Raw genomic sequence first — 18,129 nt, 5'->3', positions numbered from 1 at the left:
CAATAAGACTCACACACTCTGATCAAGATCAAATCAATACTAGATATAGCCAACGTATACTTATTATTCGCAGCAGGAGCAAAGTTGCGCACCTTCGTTTACACTATGGCATGCCGTATAAACGCAGAAATTGTTTTAGATTAAGACATTAGGTGCCAAACGTTGGTATACTCGCCAACGTTCCGAATCGAAACCTTTTGATTTCATGGACGACCCCGGTTGTACCACAGGCTGTAATAGGACCACAGAATGAATGACCAAATTCCGATTAAAGATGTGACCCCTGTTAAGGTTCACAAACCCGATCCGAAAAAGCACGACAATAGCTACCGTCCGCGTAGCCAAATTTATGTACGTAAAGTGAAGGGAGCGCTGGAAACATTCAGACGTTTCTTTGGTTTATTCTTTTTAGCTATGTTTGCCGTACTGCCGTGGCTTCAATATAACGGTCAACAAGCGATTTTATTAGATATTGGCGAGCAACGTTTCAATATTTTTGGACTAACCCTTTGGCCACAAGATCTCACCTTATTGGCTTGGTTATTCATTATTAGCGCCTTCGCACTCTTTTTCGTGACCACATTTGCCGGGCGGGTTTGGTGTGGCTTTATGTGTCCGCAAACCACTTGGACATACATTTATATTTGGTTTGAAGAAAAAATAGAAGGCAGCCGAAACAAACGCATCAAACTTGATGAACGCAAGATGGACTTTGACAAGTTCTGGCGCAAATCGTTAAAACACATCGCTTGGGTAATGGTCGCGCTGCTAACGTCTCTGACGTTTGTGGGCTATTTTACACCTATTGATGCACTATTTATTGAATTTTTCACCTTTGAGGCGGGCTTTTGGGCTGTGTTCTCTGTTTGGTTTTTTACACTGTGTACCTACGGTAATGCGGGCTGGATGCGAGAAATCATGTGCACGCATATTTGCCCTTATGCACGTTTTCAGGCCGCCATGTTCGATCGTGATACCCTCACCGTTTCATACGATCCCAATCGTGGTGAAGGCCGAGGCCCTCGCCCTCGCAAACTTAAGCATGAAGAACTCAAAGATAAAGGGCTTGGCGACTGTATCGATTGCTATTTGTGCGTGCAGGTGTGTCCAACTGGCATAGATATTCGTAATGGCCTCCAATACGAATGCATTAATTGCGGAGCCTGTGTTGATGCCTGTAATGGCGTCATGGAAAAAATGAATTACCCAAAAGGGCTTATCAGTTATACCTCTGAAACCGCGTTATCTGGCGGGAAAGTCAAAGTCTTCAGGCCAAAGTTGATCGGCTACGCCGTTGTACTTGCCGTGATGGTGGGATTGTTCGTTTATGAGGTAGTAAGTCGGGTACCGCTAGAAATTGACATCATCAGAGACCGAAATGCCCTATATCGAGAAACCAGTGACGGACTCATCGAAAATGTATACACTCTGAAGGTTCTGAATAAATCACAGCACACACAGAGTTACCTTATTCAAATCGATGGACTGACTGACGCCCGCTATATTGGAGAAAACCAAGTGACGGTAGAGGGCGGTGAAGTACTTAACTTACCTATTAGTGTAGCTGTGGATCCTTATAATCTAGATGGCATGACAACCGTTTTTCGTTTCTCTGTTAGTGCAACGGGAGATGCATCTGAGGGTGTTATGGTGTCTGAAGAAGTGAAGTTTATCTATCGCTAATGTCTCAATTTAATTTTGGTCAGTTAGGGCCGGATCTAATTTTGGATGCCATTGAGTCGCTTCCTATTTTCGTTGAATCTGGCTTACTTGCGCTCAACAGTTATGAAAACCGCGTCTATCAATTTGCCGCCACCGTAAATGATAAAAGTACAAGGCTTGTTGTTAAGTTCTATCGCCCCCAACGCTGGAGTGATGAACAAATCCAAGAGGAACATCAGTTTGCGCAAGAATTAGTGTCGCATGACATTCCCATTGTTGCGCCACTGACGTTTGACGGACAATCGCTACACCACTTTGAAGGGTACCGCTTTGCTTTGTACCCTTCGGTAGGCGGCAGGCAATTTGAAGTCGATAATCTAGATCAACTGGAATGGATGGGGCGATTCATTGGCAGAATGCACAATGTCGCGAAAGCCAATGCCTTTCGCTTCCGCCCTTCAGTGACTCTCGCGCAATACATTGATGAACCCATACAGGCACTTGCGAACTCTGAACTGGTTCCCCTTCAGCTGCATGATGCGTTTTTTAGTGTACTTGAGCACGTCGCCAAAGAGACCAAGGCACGGTTCACCTCAGTACCGTCTATTCGGCTCCATGGTGATTGCCACCCCGGCAACATTTTATGGCGCGATGGCCCTAGTTTCGTAGATTTAGACGATTGTAGAATGGGTCCCGCCATTCAGGATATCTGGATGATGTTATCGGGTGAGCGTTCAAATCAACTCCTTCAACTTGATACCATTGCTGAAGCATACGAAGAATTTGCCACCTTTCCGACAGAGCAACTTCCATTAATCGAACCGCTTCGTGCAATGCGCATGATTCACTATATGGCATGGTTAGAGAAACGATGGAGCGACCCTGCCTTCCCTCAGGCCTTTCCTTGGTTTGCAGATAATAAATATTGGGAGCAGCAAATCTTGGCGCTGAAAGAACAACTTGCAGCGCTTAATGAGCCTGCGCTCAAGCTTGGCTACTAATTATGACTTTTACGGAGTGGAAAGAGAAAACCCACTAAAGATTGCGTTTTTTTTACCACTCCTTTTATAATCCTCTACTGCTAAGGTGCCCATTTTTATAACTAGCAAGTATATAAAAAGGGATAATCGGGAAACCAGTGCGTTTACACAACTCTGGTGCTGCCCCCGCAACGGTAAATAAGTCAAACAGTTACACACTGATAACACCTGCTATCTACGCCACTGCTTGTAACGAGTGGGAAGGCGGTAACTGCGTAAAAATTACTTATGAGCCCGGATACCGGCCTTAGTCGCCCCGACTCTTTGGTTGGATTCTGTTTTTTGATGCTCGGGTGGAGCATCGGTAAGAGTAAACTAAATTATGAAACACACTTCCATTCATGTGGCGCTATGTGCTGCATTTCTTTCAGCAACTAGCAACCCAGCATTATCTGAAGTAGCAACTCACGAAAGTAGCCAAGCGATCGAAAAAATCACAGTTGTCGCCTCAAAAACAGCGATGCCGGTAGAGGCCATTACATCCAGCGTGCAGATCATTACTGCCGATCATATTGACGCACTGGGTTATATTTCCATTGCAGATATTCTAAACACTGCCACCAGTGTGAATGTAAGCAATGCTGGAGGAGTCGGTAAGAACACGACCGTTCGTATTCGAGGAGAAGAGGGGTATCGAACTCAGCTTTACCTCGATGGCATCGCAATTGCTGACCCAACAGCGCCACAAGTCAGCCCCATTTTTGATGATATTCTTACTAATCAAATTTCTCGCGTAGAAATATTAAGAGGGGCACAAGGGTTAGCCTATGGCGCTGATGCTGGGGGCGTTATCTCAATGTTCAGCAGAGGCTACGATAGACATGACGGTGTAAACGGACAGCTTCACCTAGAATTAGGCAGCGACGACACGCAACACATAAACACCAACCTTATTGCAGGTAGTCAATCGGGTACGCTTAGCCTATCAGTGTCAGATTTATCAACTGATGGCTTTAATGCACGTAAAGATGATACCAGTAACGAAAAAGACGGATACGACAATACGACCGTGCATATCACGGGGTCTGCCTTTATAACTGATCACCTAACAGCACGATTTGTTGTGCGCAGTACAGATGCGGAATCTGAATACGATGGTTGTTACGATAATATAACCTTCGCGCAAATTAATCGCTGTGAAAGTCGGTTTGATGGGAAAACAGCCCGCGCTTCTTTAGAAGGAAAATGGGACACGCAACAGCACCAAATAGCACTTGCCAAAACCGATATCACCCGCGATTTTCATAGTAATAATCTATTCTCATTCGGAAATGAAGGAGCGATAACCCAGTTCGACTATGCCGGACAGGTTAACGCTTTTGGCACGACCTTCCTATTTGGCGGCGACATAGAAAAACAAGAAAACCAACAAGCCAACACGCATCGTTATCAGCGAGGCGCATTTATTGAATCAGTAACAGAAGCATACAAAGACGTGTATTTTAACGCAGGTCTGCGCCACGACAATAACGACTCATTCGGCGAACATACCAGCTACCGCTTCGGCACATCGTACAAACATGAATTAGACAACAGAAATACACTCACATTTAAAGCCAGCAAAGGTACCGGATTTCGTGCGCCGAGCTTATACGAGCAAGACTACAACCTTTCTGATTTTGCTTGGGGTGCGGCAAAAGACCTACAATTAGACGAAGAGCTTAGTGAAAGTATTGACGCTGGCGTTATTTATTCGCACCAACACACATTGATGTTAGCCTTGACCTACTTCAAGCAAGACATCGAAAACGAAATCTACTATGACGGCATTAGCCATCAAGGTTACCTACAGCAACCGGGTCGTAGCCAATCAAAAGGTTATGAAGCGTCATTAGAGTGGGAACTAAGCAACCAAATTACCTTGCACTCCAACTATACCTACAACAAAGCCACTGATAACCAAAGTCAACCTCGTATCAGGCGACCAAAGCATAGTGCCCACCTAGGCTTGCTAACAACATGGTTAGACGGCAAGGTATCAGTGAATGGATTTGTAAAAGCATCTCGTATCGCGCAGGGAATCGGTGGAGAAGCGTTAAGTAATATCTATGTATTTGACCTAACCGCGCGTTACTCACCGTCAGACAATGTGTCTATTCAAGCGCGTGTGAATAATGCGTTTGACAGAGCCTATACCGAAGTTCTAGGTTACAACACCGCGGGGCGAAACATCTACGTAGGCGCGACTTACCAGTTCTAGCAACGAGCCCGCAGACTATCTTTCGTCTGCGGGAATTAACCGCATATCCTATCTTTGGGTATACCTATTTACCGATTAGCTGTGTTAACCTTCATCCCTCTTTGAAATACGGAAGTCAGTAAATAATGAAAAAACTGTTTAGCTTATTCATCGCAGCCTGCCTATTCTCTTTGCAAGCTTGCGCTGTAGAACAATGGAAAGAAGGAGAGCACTACGAGATCATTGCAGATAAAGCAACAGATGCTCCTGTGGTCACCGAATTTTTCTCATTTTGGTGCCCCCATTGTTTCCAATTTGAACCCATTGTTGGAGACATTAAAAAAGCACTCCCTGAAGACGTAAAGTTTGACAAAGTACACGTCAACTTTATGGGTTTCACATCAAAGGAAATCCAAGACTCAGTGACGCGTGCAATGATCATTGGCCGTGAACTTAATAAAGAAGAAGCAATTAACACGGCGATATTTCAGTTTATTCACATCCAGCGCGGTAACATTACCCGCTTTGAAGACTTACGTGGCAGCTTTATTGTCAATGGAGTTGAAGAAGCAGAACTTGAAAAGTTAGCCAAAAGCTTTTCAGTGAACAGCAAAATTCTGCAAAACAACAAAAAGGTTGATCAATTTAAACGTAACCTTCAGGGGGTTCCTACGTTTATTGTCAATGGTAAGTACAAAGCGAAGTTCACAAGAGACATGACACCAGACGACTTTGTTGAGCTTATCGTATGGCTAACTAAGCTAAGCTAAGGAATACACTCATGCTGAAAATAAAACATATCTCACTTGTAGTGATGGCAATGGTTCTTAGCTTTTCAACACTCGCGAATGCTAAGTGGGAAGAAGGCACCCATTACGACGTAATTAGTGAAAAAGCGACAAAAAAGAAAGAAGTGATGGAGATCTTCTCCTTTTGGTGTCCTAGTTGCTTCCGATTTGAACCACTGGCAAAGCAAATCAAGTCCACCTTGCCTGACGATGTTAAATTCGTTAAAGCACACGTTGACTTTTTAGCCTATGCCGACAACCAAACTCAAAATGATGCGACACTGCTCATGCTAGCGGCAAGAGCAATGAAAGATGAAGAACGCTTTAATCAGGCACTGTTCGATGCCATTCATAAAAATGGAACGAAGCCTGACTCAATCGACGCGCTGTATGAAATATACGCTAACGCGGGTGGCGATGTAGACAAGATGAAGAAGCTCGCAAAAAGCTTTGGAATTAAAAGCCAGTTCAATATGAATAAAAAACGTGTAGCGGGTACACGCAGCGTTCCAACTTTTATTATTAACGGAAAGTACCGCCTTAAAATTACACGAGATATGACGCCTGACGAAATCGTTGAAGCGGTAATTTGGCTAACATCTCAGAAGTAAACTCCCCCTTTAGTAAAAAAGGCGCATTTGCGCCTTTTTTAATGCCTAAAACGCAGTATCTCGATGAGTTCAAAGGCTCAGCAATAGATCTTAAGCGATACAACATAATACGCGTGTTTCGTATGCAGCCATCTAAACTGTAATTACTTAATTACACCGATGTAATTTTTGAATTACATTTGTATAATACGATTCATCTTTGAGCTATCGACGTTATTGAAATAGGTTCAACAGTGCAGTTTGTAAAACAAAAGCGAAGGCAATTAGCGATACTTATCGCCCTTCTCACGTTCATGACCAGTCACGTCAGCCATGCGTTCAACACGCCCACCAATCTGGCCTCTGTATTCGACGAAATAAAACGTAACGCTTCTATTTATCCCGCCAAATCTATTGCTCTACTTCGCCAACACAGTACATATTTACAAACCGCATCCCACCCAGAAAAAATACAATGGTGGTTGCAATATGCCAGCGTTGCAAGTCGCTTATCACTCACTGATGAAATGGAAAGCGCATTAAGCGCTGTATCAGAATTGCTGCCTGAAACGAAAAACAATACTGACATTTTTCGTTTCTTGGGTTATTCCGGCCATTTGTTTCGTCATATTGGTAGACATTCTCAATCAATTGTCGCCTATTGGTGTGCGTTAGAGTATATTCCTGCTCATTACTCACCGCACGCGATGCTACTCTCTATTGCCTCTGACTACGTCAGCCTCTCATCTCCCATCAATAACAAGCTCAGTCGAGATATTTTAACGATATTAAAAAATGAAACACACACCACCTTACCTGCACCTCTCGCGGGCATTGTTGATAACCTGCTAGCTATTGCTGCCTTACGAAATGGCAACTTCGACACTGCCGCTTACCACTTTAGAGCCTCTATGGATGCATTTTACGAGGGGGCGCAGCGTGCTGACTACATTAAAGCGGGGCTAAACCTACTGTTAACGTATTCAATGCAGGGCAATACCAACAAGTTTATTCGACTGAAGCAACGGCTTGATCGCACGCTGGAAAGCGAACCTTTAGATAACGACGCACAAGTTTTTTATTACTTTATTCAAGAAAATATTCAAGTAACACAAGGCAACACGCTGTCTCAACATCAAAAAGACCGATTGTCGAACCAGTTTTCGACACTTAACAGTAACCTCTATAAGGATCCGATAGTAGAGTTCATGCCACACTTACTTCCATCACTTCCGCCCACTTCGCCTGCTAACAGCAATATTACTAACGTGTTACCCATGTGGATGACCCAACACGCTTTTTGTGATGTTACATCACTCGCAGCAATCACCCATGATGATGCAATAGCGCGCACGAGAAACGTATTGAAAAACTGGCAAAGACAGAGACGGCCTGAGTAAAGAATGCAGCAAGTACGTTTACACGCAAAGTAAAAACAAAACGATAGACTAAAAACATCAAGGTAAGTAAGCAGGCACTCACTGCGTAGTACAGTGAGTGTCTATTATACTGTGCTTATGCCGAGATACGTGGGTGTATCTCGGCAAACATTAGCACGATAATGGATGGGACTCGAGTTAGTGTAAAGTGTTAGCCTAACTTGTCTGTCGCGATTCGATAGCGAGGATCTTCGTTCACGTTAATTTCAACATGACGTTGAGCTTGCTTCAGTAACGCACGACACTCTTCACTAATATGACGAATGTGAAGGGTTTTCCCCAAATCATCATATTTTGCTGCTAGGTTATCAATCGCATCTAAGCCTGAAGAATCCCATATACGTGACTCATCAAAATCAATCACTACGTCTTGCGGATCGCTTTGCGGGTCGAACAAGTCTTTAAAATGGGAAACTGAACCGAAAAACAGTGGCCCTTCAAGATCATACACTTTCCAACCGTCTTTATCGGTATGCGTACGAGCGTGAATATGGGTCGCATGTTTCCACGCAAAGACCAGCGCAGACACAATCACACCAATCACAACCGCGATGGCCAAATCAGCAATTACCGTTACCCCGGTCACTAAGAACAATACAAAAGCATCTTCTTTGTTCACACCACGAATAATTCGGAACGACGCCCACTCAAACGTGCCAATAACTACCATAAACATTACGCCAACCAGCGCTGCAAGTGGGATCATTTCAATTAACGGGGCAGCAAATAGAATAAAGCCCAGCAACACCAACGCTGCGGTAATACCTGACAAGCGCCCTCGCCCACCTGAATTGATATTAATCATACTTTGGCCAATCATGGCACAACCACCCATACCGCCAAAGAAGCCATTAACAGTATTAGCGACACCCTGACCTACACACTCTTTGTTGCCACGACCACGCGTATTAGTCATATCATCAATTAACGACAACGTTAATAGCGACTCAATCAACCCAACCAATGCCAATATCACCGCGGTTGGCAGCACGATGTAGAGTGTTTCAAGGGTAAACGGCACCATCGGAATGGCAAATGAAGGCAGTTCACCGGCTAATGAAACCGTCGCCTTTTGTTCTGCTGGCACCATATCACGCACGAAATCAATGACTGTTCTGGCTTCAAGATCTAAGCCATGAACCAACAATGAAACAGACACGATTGCCACTAGCGCAGCAGGCACTGCGGTCGTAATTTTTGGTAGGAAAAAGATAATTGCCATAGTCAGGAACGTTAACCCAAGCATGAGATAGAGCATCTCACCTTGCATCCAGCTAAGCTGACCAAATTCGTCAAGGACTTTGAACTGCCCTAATTGCGCCAAAAAGATCACAATCGCAAGACCGTTTACAAAACCTAACATAACGGGGTAAGGCACCAACCGAATGAACTTTCCGAGTCTGAAAGCCCCAGCAAGTATCTGCAAAATCCCCGCAAGAATGACGGCAGCAAATAAATATTGCACTCCATGTTGTGCAACTAATGCCACCATCACCACGGCCATTGCGCCCGTTGCACCAGAAATCATACCTGGTCGACCGCCAATGGCAGAGGTAATCAGCCCCATCATAAATGCAGCATACAGGCCGACCATTGGCTCTACACCCGCTACAAAAGCGAAGGCAACAGCCTCTGGTACTAAGGCCAATGCCACCGTAATACCCGACAGCACGTCATTTTTGACGTTGCTATCACGGTTGGTAAATATGTCAAACATGTATTTCCCCGGACTTCATCACCCAAATGCAGGTTTAGAAAAACCCGCGCGTAAAATAAACGGCGCAGTCTACCAGCTTTACCTTAGTAGATCTTTTAATAGATTGTTAATTGTGCACAAAACATACATTGAGGCATGTATCGGTCACATAATAGAAGTGAGAATAGGCAATGAAAAAGTGATAGACGTCAGAAGAGGTTAATCGGGGCTGGAGACGTCCAGCCCCAATAGCAGGTATTAACCTAGAATTTCTAGCAATTCTACGTCAAACACAAGCGTTGAATAAGGCGCGATTGCACCGCCTGCGCCTTGTTCGCCATACGCTAATTCATGTGGAACGTATAAACGCCACTTTGAACCAACAGGCATAAGCTGAAGCGCTTCAGTCCAACCTTTAATTACGCCACCTACAGGGAATTCAGCTGGCTGACCACGCTCATAAGAGCTGTCAAACACGGAGCCGTTAATGAGTGTACCGTGGTAATGCGTTTTTACCGTAGACGATGCTGTTGGCTTTTCGCCTTGGCCTTCCTCTAGTACTTCGTATTGAAGACCAGAAGGTGTAACAGTCACTTCTGCGCGCTTAGCGTTATCATTCAAAAACGCCTGACCTTCTTCGATAGCCGCTTTAAACTGCACTTCTTTTGCTGCTTGCATGCGCTTGTGAATTTCACCGAATGCTGCACCTAGCGTGTCGTTGTCAACTTGAGGGGCAACTTGATTAAACGCATCAGCAATACCTGCCTGTAGCGCATCTAAATCGATGCCTTCGAACGGATTAGACATAACCTGCTGGCCCATTTGGTAACCAATACCGTAGCTAGCTTGTAGCTCTACTGTAGAAAATTTATCTGACACAAGTCTTCTCTTCTTTTTAAAAATGTGCGCGAAGTGTAACACACAGATTCGCATTAGTGTGGTGAGATTGTTATCACGTTCGTATTGGTGGCATTTAAAAAATGCATTGCCAATAACTTAGGCGAATAGCGAATATTCTTATGGGTAAAATGACATAGACATGCATAGGTAACCATCGTATGGTAGCCTGTAATAAAATTACAAAATAAGCCTAAAAAATCATCTCAACTAGTGTATGGAGGCAAAATGGCGACAAAAATTGAGCCAGAATTACGAGAATCAGTCCGCTTTCTTGGTGCCACCTTGGGCGAAACCATTCGCTCACAACTCGGTGACGAATGGCTGGAACGTATAGAAACCATTCGAAAACATGGCCGCAAATCATTTCAAGGCGAAGAAAAAAGCGCAGACGCATTAAAAACGTTGTTCAAAGAGCTTAAAAATGAAGAGTTGCTCACCATTGGTCGCGCTTTTTCGCAGTTTTTAAACTTAGCCAATATCGCAGAACAAGAATTCAATAGCTTTCGCCCTTCTGCCGACCCTGTTGCGTCATTGTTTGAACATTTCGATGCAATTGACTTAGATAGCAAGCAATTTGAAGCAGCACTGTCTGAGCTGGAAATTGATCTAGTGTTAACGGCACATCCTACCGAAGTCACCCGCAGAACCCTCATTCACAAGCACAGTGAATTGGCGAAATGTCTGACACTCATTCACCAGCAGAATCTGACAGACGACAACCGCGAAGCCCTAGAAACTCGTATTGCAGATTTAATCAGTCAGGCATGGCATACAGAAGAAATTCGCTCGGTGCGCCCTACACCGGTTGATGAAGCTCGCTGGGGGTTTTCAGTAATAGAAAACTCTCTGTGGGAGGCAGTTCCGACTTTCATACGTGAATTAGATCAACGCATACAATCACAATACGGTACATCCATTCCGCTTGATGCCTCGCCCGTAAAGTTCAGCTCTTGGATGGGCGGAGATCGCGATGGCAACCCGTTTGTTACGGCAGAGGTTACACAAACTGTGTTGCTCAGAGCAAGGCGCCGCGCATCACGCTTATTCGCTGCTGATATCGACATGCTACAAGTGGAGTTGTCTATGTCTGATTGCGACGAGGCAATCAAGCACGTTGTGGGTGATGCCAGAGAGCCATACCGTGCATTGTTACGCCCGTTGTTACATCGACTTCGTAAAACTCATGAAGGAATTATTGCTCGGCTAAACGGCGATATTGTTGACGAGTCTGACTGGGTTCATAGCAAAGAAGAATTACTTGAGCCTCTGATGCTGTGTTACACCTCACTGATCAATTGCGGTATGGAAGTGACCGCAAAGGGTAAGCTACTAGATACCATACGCCGAGTGCATTGCTTTGGTGTGCATTTACTTAAGCTTGATATCAGGCAAGACTCAGAACGCCACACACAAGTATTTGGCGAAATCACCCGTTATTTAGGTATGGGCGACTACAGTCAATGGAACGAAGAAGACAAGCAAGCCTTTTTACTCAAAGAGTTAAGCTCTAAACGGCCGCTATTTCCAGCCGACTGGGCACCAAGCGCTGACGTGAAAGAAGTATTAGATACCTGCAAGGTCATCGCACAAAACCGACAAGCAGGATTTGGCATTTACATTATTTCAATGGCAAGCCAACCCTCAGACGTCATGGCGGTGCAACTGTTGCTGCAAGAGACGGGGGTGAAATGGCCCATGCCAGTTGCGCCTTTGTTCGAAACGCTAGATGACTTAAACAATGCGCCACACGTCATGAACAAGCTGCTTTCGTTAGATTGGTATCGCGGTTATATAAAAGGCCGACAGTACGTCATGATTGGGTATTCTGATTCGGCCAAAGACGCAGGCGCACTCGCCGCAGGGTGGGCGCAGTATCAGTCGCAAGAAGCGCTGGTTGCATTGGCAGACGAATACAATATTGAGCTTACGCTATTTCACGGACGTGGCGGTACCATTGGCCGGGGCGGCTTACCTGCTCATGCAGCTATCTTATCGCAACCACCTGGCTCACTTAAAGGCGGGTTCAGAGTCACCGAACAAGGCGAAACCATTCGTTATAAGTTTGGCATGTCTACTTTAGCGGTTCAAAGCCTGAACTTGTACGCCAGCGCGATTTTAGAAGCCATAGTCACTCCCCCACCGGTTCCTCAACCAGCATGGCGAGACGTGATCCAAACTATGGCCGATGCCGGACGAGACAACTATCGTCACACCGTGCGCCATGATGAAAACTTCGTGCCATACTTCAGAGTCGCCACACCAGAACAAGAGTTGGGCAAACTGCCGCTAGGAAGCCGTCCTGCAAAGCGCAAACCATCAGGTGGCATTGAAAGCTTGCGCGCGATACCTTGGATTTTTGCCTGGGCCCAAACACGGCTGGTACTGCCAAGCTGGTTAGGCGTGATGAAAGCCGTTGAATCGACTCTTTCGCAAGGCCATGAAAGTACCGTTAAAGATATGCTTAACAACTGGCCGTTCTTTCACAGCCGTTTGTCGATGCTTGATATGGTATTTAACAAAGCCGATCCGCGTATCAGTGAAGAGTACGACGCGCGACTTGTACCACCAGCGCTACAGCATTTTGGTGGAGCGCTGCGTGAGGAGCTTACTCAAAGTATTGAGTTATTGCTCAAACTACTTGAGCAACAAGAAGTCATGGAAACAGATCCCAAAGGTAAAGAGAGCATGAATATTCGAGCTGGATACATGCAGCCACTCCACTTTTTACAGATAGAGTTATTATCACGTATTCGTGCCTCAGGCGAAGAAGTCACCGATCATACCCTAGAGCGAGCTATGATGGTGACCATTGCTGGCCTTGCTGTAGGCATGCGCAACACGGGATAAACACACACTAAGTGCTTCTTTTACTCTGGCGGAGTCGTTATAATTCGACTCCGCCGTTTATTTGAGGGACCTGCCATTTCTTATTCAATCCCCATTGCCACCCACGCCTCACCACATGTTGTGGAAGAAGAAATCAAACGCAGTCGGTTTATTACTTATGTCGCGCATACTCCCTCTATTGCATCAGCAAAGGCCTTTGTTGAGCACATAAAGCACATTCATAGTGATGCAAGACACAATTGTTGGGCGTTTAATGCTGGTGCACCTAATAGCACCATGCTATTGGGGTGCAGTGATGATGGTGAGCCGTCTGGCACTGCTGGTCGTCCCATGCTCGCACAATTGTGCGGATCTGACGTGGGCGAAATCACGGCCGTATGCGCCCGCTATTTTGGTGGCACAAAGTTAGGCACGGGTGGCTTAGTCAAGGCTTATGGCGGGGGTGTTAAGCTGGCTCTCTCTAAACTTGAAACCAAAGTCAAAATTCCGATGACAGCGGTTTCTTTTGAATGTAGTTATCAAGACCAGAATATTGTAGACGCCCTTCTCAATGAGACTGAGCATGAAAAGCTAAATACCACCTTCAATTCAACCATTATCATGGACACCCATATCGAGTCTGCATCCGTTGCTCAAATTCTCGACCAAATCAAAAACGCGACACAAGGGCGCGTAATGGGCAAAGTAAAAGACTAGTCATACACGAATAACCCGAATCTCATGTCTCTCTTTTACCGTTGCGTATAGCGCTCCGCTACCTTCTACTCTAATGTCACTGCACTAGGTACGCCCGGTAGTATCTGAAGAATGCCGGTATCATATTGCATCCGGTCGGTCGATGCATAACTCGTCACTGTTATCTTTAACTCATTATTGAAGGGGACAGCTCGTCCCATAGATACAACATCAAGAGGCGACGCTAGCACATTTTGCCCTTGTGAGTTAAGGTCAAAAACGCCAAATACTGGGCGCACGTTTCTTGATAGGTGTGCACGCATTGGATCATTACCGTCCAAAGAAAATAGATATATTTCCCCATCCACTGTAATTTCAACATCTAATGTTTCATGCGTTGAATAGTCAATTCTGGGTAAAATCAAAGAGGTCAACCAACCTTGCCCCTGCAAATGAATCAGCGTTTGCTTTTCTTGCTTGTTATATATAGTCAAGCGCTTTGAGATGCCACCATGAAAACGCCTTACATATTCAAAAAAATCACCATTACCATCGGTCACATCTCCCTTAATGGTCGTAATGGGTTGTTCGCTAAAGGCCATTCCATTTAGAATATTATTGATTTGCGGAGTCTTTGAAGGTTGCGTCGCATTCCCACTTTCAACATCGAACTTAATACCTTTTGCACGTTCCACTTTTCCAACCACTTTACAATCGTGGGCAGGCACCACTGAAACGCTGGCCTTCTCCGACATCGCGTACATTAAAAGAGAGTACAAAGCCCTGCCGTCTGGATTATTCAAAGACAACCCGTAGTAAGGCTGATTTTCAGAGGACACGCACTCAGGAAGCGTGTGTGCTTTAACATCACTATTTCCAAAATAAACAATATCCTCATCAATTAAAAGATAGTTGATCAGGCTTGCACCATTAACTTGAAAGTGCACAAGAAAAACGAGTGATAGTAAACGTGAAAATCTCATCCTGATGACCCCTAACAAAAACCTTGAACGACCAACGTTAAATCGGCCTAAGCCGTAAATTTTAGCGTTATGCGGTATAACTAAACAACCTCAAACTTATTGCCTATTTAGAATTAGGCTATAGAATTGCGCGTTTGTGCGGTTTTCATCAAGGATTGATAGTGTCTCAAGTATTAACTACATTAATATTGTCGCTCTGCCTCTCTTTTGCAGTTGCAGCAACGCCAGCCCCCTTTATTAATAGCGAACGAACAACAAGTACAGTAGCTAGCCTAACCGCTGAACCCGTCATTGGTGCCACTTCTTATCAATGGTATGTGAACGGCAATAGTAATGTGCACACAATATCAACAGCGCCATCGTTAAAACTTAGTGTCCCCCAAGGTGCGTTAACGCGTGTATCGGCAAAAGCGTGCAGAGGTAACGATTGTTCAGATTTAGGTAACGAAATCACCCTATTGTCTCCGGCCATTATACCTGACGGGGTAGACCTCACAGGGCCATCCTTAGTGAAGGTAGGAGAGAAAATGTGCTTAAAGTTCAAACCTTCAGCGCGCACATCTACGTATTTCGTATACCACAATGGCAATGACAGAGTGGGCTCATGCATAACATTAACCACGCCCGGTATGCACTTTTTTGACGTTGCTGCATGCGGTAAAGGTTGTACCCGTAGCAATGTCCATGACGTGTTGGCGTATGTTGAGCCTAAAGGCAACACATCAACGCTTGCCCCCTCGTTAAACGCGCCTGCGTACGTGTCTCCAAACATGTCGTTTACTGTAGAAATAACAGCACGCCCAGGCGCTTCATACTTTGAACTTTACTTAAATGATCAGTTAATTCGTTCGACTCTTGAACCGAGTTATACTGCTGCGCCAAGTGGAGACAATATTCAACGTTTTAAAGTGAGAGCTTGCAATCAAAACAAGGATTGTGGCCCGTTTAGCGAGGAGATTACAGTCGTCTTAGATAGGCGTAAAGCTATTCAAACGCCATATTTTGAAGGACTAGCTAATAGTGTTGAAGCAAACACACGATTTTGCGCATCTGACATCTCCGAGCCTAACGCAACACATTATTTTCTGTCGAAAAATGGTGTTTCTCGACATACAACTGACTTTCCCAAATGTATGCAAGAAGAACCCGGCGTATATGCTTATTCAGTGAAAGCATGTAAGCATGAGTGCTCATATAGTAGCGCGACAAAATACGTCTCTGTTTTGCCAGGAATCCCATCAAGGCCGCGCTTTTTTTCCAATACTGGCTTGCAGCAAAATGTTGACGCAGAACTATCTCTACCTTTCCCTCCTGTGGCAGAAAGTAGTGGAAATACCAATTATGAATTATGGGTAGACGGACAACATCACACGACGCAAAAATCTAGCCCATTTCGATACTCATCCTCGACACCCGGGCGCTTTGAGATGGCGATTCGAGCGTGTAATGAAGCTGGCTGTTCAGAGATGAGTGAAACCGTGACAGCGTATGTACTGCCGCCACAATTAGATATTTCTACAGAACACCCTCATATTAACACACTGATGGAGCAGTCCTTCACAGTAAACGGGTACACCAACTCGTACAAGTTTGACGTATATGTTAAAGAAAGAAATTCCAATTACCGTGTGGCAATGAGAGATATCTCTACCCCTAATTTTCAAATGCCATTCCCTACTCCCGGGTATTATTGCACTTTCATAAGATGGACGTTTGAAGGATGGGCGATAAAACAATCAAGAGAAACCTGTTTTTTTGTACACGAGCCTTTCAACTTGGTGTCATTCAACGGGCCTAAAATTACACTTTCTCACACCTCAACTTATACATTTACGCCGCAGCAATTCACGTTTCACCCAGATAACGGTCAGGTACGTATTCACGCCATCGACACGCGAGGAAATTTTACTCTTAGCGAAAACGGAACCCGTATCCACCCAATCCCAAATAAACCCGGAAACCACGAAATAGATATTCAACTGGCTGACCGCTATGGGCTATTGAGCAATACGTTATCTGTGCCTGTCACCGTTTTAGATGGCCGCCCGACAGCACTCAGTGGAACATACACAATACAATATAAAGACACCTACGGCATGATTTTTCCATTTTCAAGCCAAGCAGATCCCAGAGGATTAGACATCACAAGTGTATCGATTCTTCAATATTCGCGTTACGGTACTTTGGAAATAGGAAGCGATATTCGAACCATTCAATATACCAGTACTAAACACGCATGCGTCAATCAAGGCGATGTATTTGAAGATGAATTTACCTACGTTATCACTAACAGTGAAGGTCTACAGTCTTTACCCGGTGTTGCTAAAATTAAAATCAGCTGCCCATATTCGGCCATTCCAATAGCAACAGATGATGCCTTTTATTATAAAAAAAATCATCCAGTAACGTTCAATGTGATGAGCCGGGAATGTGACGCCCCCCATCCCTCTTCGGGCGAACCGAATGGTGCATGTACGGGGCGAGATTATGACAATTACCAATCTGCGATCACACTGAACGCCATTTCCCAGCCCCCCAAACATGGTGAGTTGTATGTCGTGGGCGACGCAGGCTCGATAGTCTATTCACCTCAATCAGATTCATGCCAGCTAGATTGGTTCTTTTATACCATTAAAAATCAGAATGGCCTGATTTCAGAGCCAGCACTTGTTAGGCTGGAGTGCGACAACGCACCTAAAGCCGTAGATGATCATTTTGTAATTCCTTACACCGCACCGTATAACCTAGATGTATTAGCGAACGATACATTGCCTTCGGCCGCGCAAGATGATGCTTTACCATCAACCGCTTCGATGTTGAAGGTACACCAAATAACGTCTCAAGCTAAGAGCGGCGCTACACGCATATCGATGGATAAGCAGTTTATCGTTTACACGCCAGATGCATCTGTTTGTATAGATAAGACAACGTTTGAAGACAATTTTGCCTACCAAATCATGTCACATGAAGGGGAGATATCCAATTCAGCTGAGGTATCGTTAATAGTGCATTGTCAAACGCTACAATTGGAAAAATCTGAATTTTCTGTGGGTGAAAACAATCAACTTATGTGGCGTTTAAACAACGGTGTACACTGCCGTTGGCAAGAATCACCGATAAAGCAGTTGGAAGAGATAACGCAAAGCGGTTCACTGCCATTCACCTTTTACAGCCTGAGCAATAGCCCCATGGAGTTTTCCTGTTCTAAAGGAGAGGTTAGCCCCGCATTTACGCTCAAAATTGACTACACCCTGAAGAAACTCGCTACACCCACACTTCACCAGAGGCGTTAGTGAATGGAAATTACGTTACAACACATCAATAATGAGA

12 protein-coding genes and 1 riboswitch are annotated in these 18,129 nt (G+C 44.8%); of the genes, 9 read left to right on the top strand and 3 right to left on the bottom strand.

Features of this window, described 5'->3' with window-relative positions; translation table 11 throughout:
• Positions 1-249: 249 nt before the first annotated feature.
• The 6 genes from ccoG (at position 250) to OE749_RS08700 (ending at position 7,659) form a co-directional block, all read left to right on the top strand.
• A complete protein-coding gene (gene ccoG, locus OE749_RS08725; RefSeq protein WP_263712063.1) occupies positions 250-1,683 on the top strand; it encodes a cytochrome c oxidase accessory protein CcoG in 1,434 nt (477 codons plus the stop codon).
• Positions 1,683-2,663 (top strand): serine/threonine protein kinase, encoded by a 981-nt coding sequence (locus OE749_RS08720; protein WP_263712062.1) that lies wholly within the window; start codon positions 1,683-1,685, stop codon positions 2,661-2,663. The genes ccoG and OE749_RS08720 overlap by 1 nt, the downstream gene beginning before the upstream one ends.
• A gap of 66 nt (positions 2,664-2,729) precedes the next feature.
• Positions 2,730-2,966, top strand: a riboswitch (cobalamin riboswitch).
• Positions 2,967-3,024: 58 nt separating this feature from the next.
• Positions 3,025-4,902: a TonB-dependent receptor plug domain-containing protein gene (locus tag OE749_RS08715; protein WP_263712061.1), complete on the top strand. Its 1,878-nt coding sequence runs from the start codon at positions 3,025-3,027 to the stop codon at positions 4,900-4,902.
• A 125-nt stretch (positions 4,903-5,027) separates the two neighbouring features.
• Positions 5,028-5,651 carry a thiol:disulfide interchange protein DsbA/DsbL gene (locus OE749_RS08710; protein ID WP_263712060.1) on the top strand — a complete coding sequence of 208 codons (624 nt, stop codon included), beginning with the start codon at positions 5,028-5,030 and terminating at the stop codon, positions 5,649-5,651.
• Between the two features lie 11 nt (positions 5,652-5,662).
• Positions 5,663-6,280, top strand: a complete 618-nt coding sequence (locus OE749_RS08705) for a thiol:disulfide interchange protein DsbA/DsbL (protein WP_263712059.1) — start codon at positions 5,663-5,665, stop codon at positions 6,278-6,280.
• 233 nt (positions 6,281-6,513) lie between these two features.
• Positions 6,514-7,659, top strand: coding sequence for a hypothetical protein (locus OE749_RS08700; protein WP_263712058.1), 1,146 nt, complete (start codon positions 6,514-6,516; stop codon positions 7,657-7,659).
• A 190-nt stretch (positions 7,660-7,849) separates the two neighbouring features.
• Here the strand turns inward: OE749_RS08700 and OE749_RS08695 are convergent, their stop codons facing one another.
• Together OE749_RS08695 and OE749_RS08690 are read right to left on the bottom strand one after the other, a co-directional pair.
• Entirely contained in the window at positions 7,850-9,415 is a 1,566-nt protein-coding gene (locus OE749_RS08695) for a SulP family inorganic anion transporter (RefSeq protein WP_263712057.1), read from the bottom strand.
• 237 nt (positions 9,416-9,652) lie between these two features.
• On the bottom strand, positions 9,653-10,273 hold the full coding sequence (locus OE749_RS08690) for an FKBP-type peptidyl-prolyl cis-trans isomerase (protein ID WP_318527870.1): 621 nt from the start codon (positions 10,271-10,273) through the stop codon (positions 9,653-9,655).
• A 246-nt stretch (positions 10,274-10,519) separates the two neighbouring features.
• Between OE749_RS08690 and ppc the strand changes: the two genes are divergently transcribed.
• On the top strand, positions 10,520-13,141 hold the full coding sequence (ppc, locus tag OE749_RS08685) for a phosphoenolpyruvate carboxylase (RefSeq protein WP_263712055.1): 2,622 nt from the start codon (positions 10,520-10,522) through the stop codon (positions 13,139-13,141).
• A 120-nt stretch (positions 13,142-13,261) separates the two neighbouring features.
• Positions 13,262-13,837, top strand: coding sequence for a YigZ family protein (locus OE749_RS08680; RefSeq protein WP_404828150.1), 576 nt, complete (start codon positions 13,262-13,264; stop codon positions 13,835-13,837).
• Between the two features lie 65 nt (positions 13,838-13,902).
• On the opposite strand, the gene OE749_RS08675 is transcribed toward OE749_RS08680, so the two are convergent.
• Positions 13,903-14,799, bottom strand: a complete 897-nt coding sequence (locus OE749_RS08675; protein WP_263712054.1) for a hypothetical protein — start codon at positions 14,797-14,799, stop codon at positions 13,903-13,905.
• A 161-nt stretch (positions 14,800-14,960) separates the two neighbouring features.
• On the opposite strand from OE749_RS08675, the gene OE749_RS08670 reads away from it, so the two are divergent.
• On the top strand, positions 14,961-18,092 hold the full coding sequence (locus tag OE749_RS08670; RefSeq protein ID WP_263712053.1) for a hypothetical protein: 3,132 nt from the start codon (positions 14,961-14,963) through the stop codon (positions 18,090-18,092).
• Positions 18,093-18,129: the final 37 nt, after the last annotated feature.

Origin of the sequence: Fluctibacter corallii, from assembly GCF_025751585.1 — a bacterium.
Classification (GTDB): domain Bacteria; phylum Pseudomonadota; class Gammaproteobacteria; order Enterobacterales; family Alteromonadaceae; genus Fluctibacter_A; species Fluctibacter_A corallii.
Note: the sequence above shows the minus strand (reverse complement) of the source record. Positions and strands in the feature narration are given on the sequence as shown.